Raw genomic sequence first — 6,165 nt, 5'->3', positions numbered from 1 at the left:
TTGGATATTTCGGTCGGACCATGCCAGCGTTTTCGGTCAAATGGTGCCACTCCAAAAGAAGGTGCAAAGTAGTTAAAATTATTTATTCATTTTTTAAAATCCCCTTTCTCATGGACTCTCCGTTCAGGTTTATCCGGTGGGACGAATTCACTATCCGGTCAAGGAATGCGTCGGCCAATGTCCCCTCCCCTCCCAAGAGGTCGTACCATGCCGATACCGGGATCTGGGAGGAGACAATCATCGACTTTTCTGTGTACCTGTCATCGGTTATGTCCATCAACGCCTCACGTGCATGGTTGTCAAAGGGCTGAAGCCCGAAGTCGTCCAATATCAGCAGGTCTACCCGGGCGATTTTTTTGAGCTCCCCGAAATAGGTCCCGTCCACCTTGGATAGTTTGAGCATGGACAGAAGACGTGAGGTGTTGGTATAATAGACCCTGTACCCCATCAGGCATGCCTGGTGGCCGAGTGCCTGGGAGAGGTAGGACTTACCGCATCCGGAGGCACCTGTGACGATGATGTTCTGTTTGCGGACAATGAAGTCAAGCGTGGCCAGCCTGTTGAACATGTTCTTTTCCAGGTTCCTGGGCTGGACATAGTTGATATCGGCTATCGACGCCTTCTGCCGGAAACCCGCCTGCGTGAGCAGGCGGCCGGTCTTTCTGTTCTGCCTGTCCTCCCATTCATGGTCGGTGAGCACGGCAAGGTATTCGTCCGGTGTAAGTTCGTTGAAACTGTTGTTCTTCACGTGCTGCAGGTGCAGCTCCGACATGGCCGCCAGGCGCATGGCCCTGAGTTTTTCGATGGTCTGGTTGTTGTTCATAAGTAAGATTGTCTGGTTCGTTATTTATAGTTCTTCGGTCCGCGGATGTTTTCATGGAAAGGGATATGGGACTTTATACCGCCCGGGAGGGCGTCTTCCGGATCGGCCCTGTCCAGGTTTTTTTCCAGGATGTTCCTGATACGTCTAAAGGAAACGGCATTGCCGTAAACCGCCCTTCGGCATGCGTTGTCGAGCCTTTCCGATCCGTATTGGCGGTGGAGCTGGATAATGCCCATCGCACTTTTATAGGAGGTTTCCGGGTAGTCACAGTCAATGAAAAGGGCCTCTACACAGGCAAGTACGTTATCCCCGTGTCCTGCGGCCATCTTCCCGAAGTAGTCAGGGCTCCAGTCCGTATAGACCTTGTGGGTGCTGCCCAGGTGGTCCTTGACGGTGTTGTAAAGGCCCTTTGATTCGTTTCGCGGGTGTGTGGCTATCCGCTCATGGGAGTAGTATACCTCCACGGTTGTTTTGGTGTAGTGGATGAGGGTGGATTTGCCCACGTATCTGTAGGGCACGCTGTAATAGCTCTTGTCCGCCGAGAAATAGACATAGCCGATCTTCTGGACTTTGGCCCTGAGGTAATCCTTCATTTGGTAGGGGGTCTCCGGAAGGGGCTTCAGGTAGGCCCTTTCCACCGACTGGAAAAGTTCCCTTCTGCTTGCCCCTTTCCGCTGGTAAAGCATGTCGTTGAAGTCCACCAGTCGTTTGCGGATCTCCCTGTTGAGCTCGCCCAGGGAGAAGAAGGTCATCTCCCGCATGGGATAGTATATCCGCTGGTAGGCAAGCTGCACCGCATTCTCGACCAGTGCCTTGTCCTGGGGGGAATAGGCCCTTGTGGGGTTGATCACACAGTTGTAGTGTAGGGCGAACTCCTTCAGGGACCGGTTGATGTCGGGCTCATACTTGCTGGCGCGGGTCACGGCCGACTTCAGGTTGTCGCACACGATGGCCTTGGTGACCCCTCCGTAGAACCCCAGTGTATTGTTAAGGCTTGATATCAGATCTTCCCTTTTCTGGCTCAGGCTGGCCTCTATGTAGGTGTGGAGGCTGTAGGGCAGTGTGGCCACGAAAATGTCCACGGCACGGAGTTCCCCCGTGTCCCTGTCCACAATATGCATCTTGGTACCCGCATAGTCGATGAAAAGCTCCCTTCCAGCCTCGTGTTCGAGTTTCATGGAACCCTTGGTTTTGGAGTGCCTGCGGTTATAGTGTTCCATAAACTGCGTATAACTGTAAGGCTCCCTGCTCTGGAGGCTGTAGTCCCTGTAATGGTGGAGAAAGGTGAAGCCAGGGTGGTCACGGGCATGGTTTACCTTTTCGAAATACATCATCAGTTCATCGAAACGGGGATTCCTGATGGTGGTGTGGGAAGGGAACAGTTCGGCCAGCGCAGCCGAATCAAGCTCCAACAGCTCCCGCGCACTATATTCGCAGGCGTTGAAAAGCTTCATGTAGGCGTTTACCGTGTTGCGGGATATACCGAGGGTTTCCCCGATCTTGCGGTTACTGTACCCGTCAAGGTGCAGTGTGAGGATTTGTTTGATATCCATGGGATCAAGTTGATTGGCCATACCGTTTTTTTTTTGTTACGATATAACCTGTTTAACATGATCTTTCAAAGTGGCACTGTTCGAACCGATATCACTGGCACAAAACGAACCGTTAAAGGCTCAAGACGCCCAAGCAAACTGGCACAGTTTGAACCGGAATCACTGGCACGGAAAAACCGGAATCGGTGGCACAAAACGATCCATTATATCCATAAGTTTGGCCTGCATCAATGTTTAGTGAGAGAACTGTTTCAGGGTCTGGCTTAATTTTTCCTCTGTATTGGGTATGGATTTCGTAGAATCCTGGATCGATTTGATGGGTAGAATACTTTCCTTCGCCCAACGTGCTTATTAATTTTTGATTGAAATAGGTGTAGTAGGGGACAAAATCATCAAGTCCATCAGGTCTTAACAAATAAACCGTGGCTTTTTCACTTTGAGCCTGAACGTGATATTGTATAGCAAAAACCAATGCAAATAAGTAAAGGATTCTCTTCATAAATTGGGAATATTCTTATGAAAGCTAGACAGAAATAAAATTATTTCAAATAGGGCTCTAGTTAATTTATTGTTAATTTGAATAAATTTTTTCAAGCCTAAATCAAAAGTCTTACTCATTAATTTTTAGGGAAACGGATAGATTAAAATTGATGCTACCAACAAAAACTTAGACAATGTTTGTACTAAAACCACCGATTTAATTCTATTTTCAAAAAAACTAATTCAAAAAATCTTTCTTAATACCTCCACTTATTCGCCAAACTCACCAAATGCAACATCACCGGTACTTCCACCAATACGCCGACGACAGTCACCAATGCTGCTGGGCTATCCAAGCCAAACAATGCAATTGCAACCGCAACCGCTAATTCAAAGAAATTACTTGCCCCGATCATGGATGCAGGTGCGCAGACGGCATGACGGAGTTTCAATTTTCTACCACCAAACCATGCCAAGAAAAAGATAAAGTACGTTTGGATGATCAGGGGTACAGCGATCAACAGAATGATCAAAGGATTATTCAGGATATTAGGACCTTGGAAAGCAAAGAGTAAAATCAAGGTCAGCAATAAGGCGATGATGCTGACGGGCTTGAATTTGGGCAGAAATTCATTTTTGAACCAATCTTCTCCTTTTTTGGCAATCAAACTTTTGTTGGTAATCACTCCTGCAATCAATGGAATCACCACAAAGATGACTACCGATGCAACCAAAGTTTCGTAAGGAACCGTCACATTGGTAATGCCCAACAAGAAACCCACCAAAGGAACAAATGCCACCAAAATGATCAGGTCATTGACCGAAACTTGCACCAAGGTATAATTGGGGTCACCGTCTGTCAGGTAGGACCATACAAATACCATGGCCGTGCATGGGGCTACACCTAATAGGATTGCTCCTGCAATATATTCGCCAGCCATTTCTGGTTCTATGTAAGCCGAGTATAACTGATCAAAGAATATCCAAGCAAAAAAGGCCATGGTAAATGGCTTGATCAGCCAATTGATTACCAATGTCCAAATCAACCCCTTCGGCGCTTTGCCCACCCCTTTGATACTGCCAAAATCTATCTGCAACATCATGGGATAAATCATCAACCAGATCAGAATGGCAATTGGAAGATTGACATTGTAGATTTCCAAATCCGACAGGACCGAAATATCATCTCCAGCCACATGCCCGATCAGTATGCCAACTGCAATACATAGTCCAACCCATAGGGTCAGGTATTTTTCGAAAAAGGCAATTTTTTTGGTTTCAGGCATTTTATTCTAATTGATATATTTTAGAAATAAGTTTGATATAAAATGGAAATAAAGTTGAAATATGATTGAAATACTGTAGAAATAAGATTTATCCATATTTTGGCAAAGCCTATCCCGAATCGCTAAGCTCTCGGGATCTTCGCTAAAGCTTCGGTTTCTATTTATTTCGCCGAAGGCATATTTCGCCCTACCTGTCTGCAGGGGCAGATTTGTCTCTTATTTCACGAAGTATATTTCAACAATATTTCGCGAAGCATATTTCTACTTTATTTCTTATGAATTTTTGAAAAAACATAAAGCATCTCCGACCCTATCTGCAAGGATCGTTCATCATACATTTCCGCTTCTTCAGCGGTGTCATCGAATGCTTTTGGGTCTTCGTAGCGAACTGGAATTCGGGCTTCTGCTCCTGGGATAAAGGGACAGTTTTCATCTGCATGCGAACAAGTCATCACTGCCGCAAATCCAGAAGGTGCGTTGGCCGCATCATCATAAACCTTGCTGAAAGTGACAATGGGGTCTGCATCATCTGAAAAGAAGACAAAGTACTTGGGATTGCCCTCTCCTTCTTTACTGACTTTGAAACCAAATCGTTGGATGGAGGCCACCGCTCGTTCATTAAAGGCAGTAACTTCAACCCCTCCAGAAAAAGAGTTTATGTCAATGCCATGATAAGCTGCTGCCACCTTTCCCCAAATCTGCGAAAACTGGCTTCTGCGGGAGTTGTGGGTACAGATGTAATTCAAATTGATCTCCTGATGCTGATCGACCTTTTTTTGGATATAGTCAATCAGGACTTGGAGTACGGCTTTCCTTTCATCAGAGATCGGAAGCGCTTGCGCTTTTTCGATGTGCGCTTGGAGTGTTGGGTATAAGATCATGGCTGATTTATATAACCTTTGGGGTTTCCAAAACCCCGAAGGTTTCAGTTTAGAGAGTGATTTTCGTTTAAACCTTCGAGGTCTCAAAGACCTCAAAGGTTTAACAGCATCCTGAACCAGGTTCGCAGCTATTGGCTGTTTGGAGGGAGGCCAATGAAACACGGATTTTTGGTTTTTCGGAAACAGGCCCGCAACAAGCGGCAGCTTTTTCTTCTGGCGTAGTCGCTCGGTCTTTAGCCTTGCAGGTTGTTTGATCCGGTGTCAGTTGCACGATCAGGGCATTTCCGGTGTCTTTGATGTTGTGGACAGGTAGAACCGCCGTTGGAAATACGGAATTTCCATATTCAAACTTGATATCTGCATCCGGATAAGTTTCTCTTACCTTATTGACCACATCAAAGATCTTTAGAGCTTTGCCACTATCTACTGAATGATCAGGCTCAGGAACTTCATTTTCCCATAGTTGGATATGCACCTCTGACCACTGATTACGGATACCACCACAGTCAACAGTATCAAAATTCACATTCTTGATTTCAGTAATATGGTAATCGGTCCGTACATACTGACCTGGTTGGTATTCGAAGAAAAGCGCCTTTTCAGGGTTTTCTTGGAGGATTTGAGTAAATTCTCTTGTTTTCATTTCTTTGTGGTTTAAACCTTTGAGGTCTTTTTTTGACCTCGAAGGTTTTCAAGATTGGATAAAGATTTTAGTCTTTTCTTATTTAAATAATCTTTGTCGAAATTAAACCTTCGAGGTTTTTAAAACCTCAAAGGTTTAACAGCAGCCAGATATCTTCGGAAATCCATCAAATAGCTCTTGGAATAAGTTCTGAACTTCTGCCCAGCGAACCGCATCGATGCAATAGTTGACAGATACACCCTCTATGCTCCCTTTGATCAATCCGATTTCCTTGAGTTCGCGCAAGTGTTGGGAAATGGTCGCCTGTGCCAAACCTAGTTGCTGAACCAAGTCTCCATTGATGCAGGAGTTTGAATGGATCAAATATTCCAAGATGGCAACGCGTGCCGGATGGGCAAATACCTTGGCAATTTTCGCCAGTTCGTTTTGTCGGTCGGTGAAGAGATCTGTTTTGGTAACACCCATTTTAAAGGTAGAATTTGGAAGGATGAAGGATGAG

General features: G+C 45.7%; 7 protein-coding genes. All 7 read right to left on the bottom strand.

Features of this window, described 5'->3' with window-relative positions:
* Nucleotides 1–82: 82 nt before the first annotated feature.
* Nucleotides 83–823, bottom strand: coding sequence for an IS21-like element helper ATPase IstB (gene istB, locus JJU34_RS02705; protein ID WP_228690784.1), 741 nt, complete (start codon nucleotides 821–823; stop codon nucleotides 83–85).
* Between the two features lie 20 nt (nucleotides 824–843).
* Nucleotides 844–2,397: an IS21 family transposase gene (gene istA / locus JJU34_RS02700; RefSeq protein ID WP_228690783.1), complete on the bottom strand. Its 1,554-nt coding sequence runs from the start codon at nucleotides 2,395–2,397 to the stop codon at nucleotides 844–846.
* A gap of 91 nt (nucleotides 2,398–2,488) precedes the next feature.
* Nucleotides 2,489–2,875 carry a hypothetical protein gene (locus JJU34_RS02695; RefSeq protein ID WP_228690782.1) on the bottom strand — a complete coding sequence of 129 codons (387 nt, stop codon included), beginning with the start codon at nucleotides 2,873–2,875 and terminating at the stop codon, nucleotides 2,489–2,491.
* A gap of 238 nt (nucleotides 2,876–3,113) precedes the next feature.
* Nucleotides 3,114–4,142, bottom strand: a complete 1,029-nt coding sequence (gene arsB / locus JJU34_RS02690) for an ACR3 family arsenite efflux transporter (protein ID WP_228690781.1) — start codon at nucleotides 4,140–4,142, stop codon at nucleotides 3,114–3,116.
* Nucleotides 4,143–4,408: 266 nt separating this feature from the next.
* The gene (locus JJU34_RS02685; protein ID WP_228690780.1) at nucleotides 4,409–5,023 is read right to left on the bottom strand and encodes a protein-tyrosine-phosphatase; all 615 of its coding nucleotides are present in this window, start codon (nucleotides 5,021–5,023) and stop codon (nucleotides 4,409–4,411) included.
* A gap of 100 nt (nucleotides 5,024–5,123) precedes the next feature.
* Entirely contained in the window at nucleotides 5,124–5,666 is a 543-nt protein-coding gene (locus JJU34_RS02680) for a DUF6428 family protein (protein ID WP_228690779.1), read from the bottom strand.
* A gap of 135 nt (nucleotides 5,667–5,801) precedes the next feature.
* Nucleotides 5,802–6,131 (bottom strand): metalloregulator ArsR/SmtB family transcription factor, encoded by a 330-nt coding sequence (locus JJU34_RS02675; protein WP_228690778.1) that lies wholly within the window; start codon nucleotides 6,129–6,131, stop codon nucleotides 5,802–5,804.
* Nucleotides 6,132–6,165: the final 34 nt, after the last annotated feature.

Origin of the sequence: Lunatimonas sp. (assembly GCF_020832325.1) — a bacterium.
Lineage (GTDB): Bacteria > Bacteroidota > Bacteroidia > Cytophagales > Cyclobacteriaceae > Lunatimonas.
This window is presented reverse-complemented; position numbering and strand designations above follow the sequence as displayed.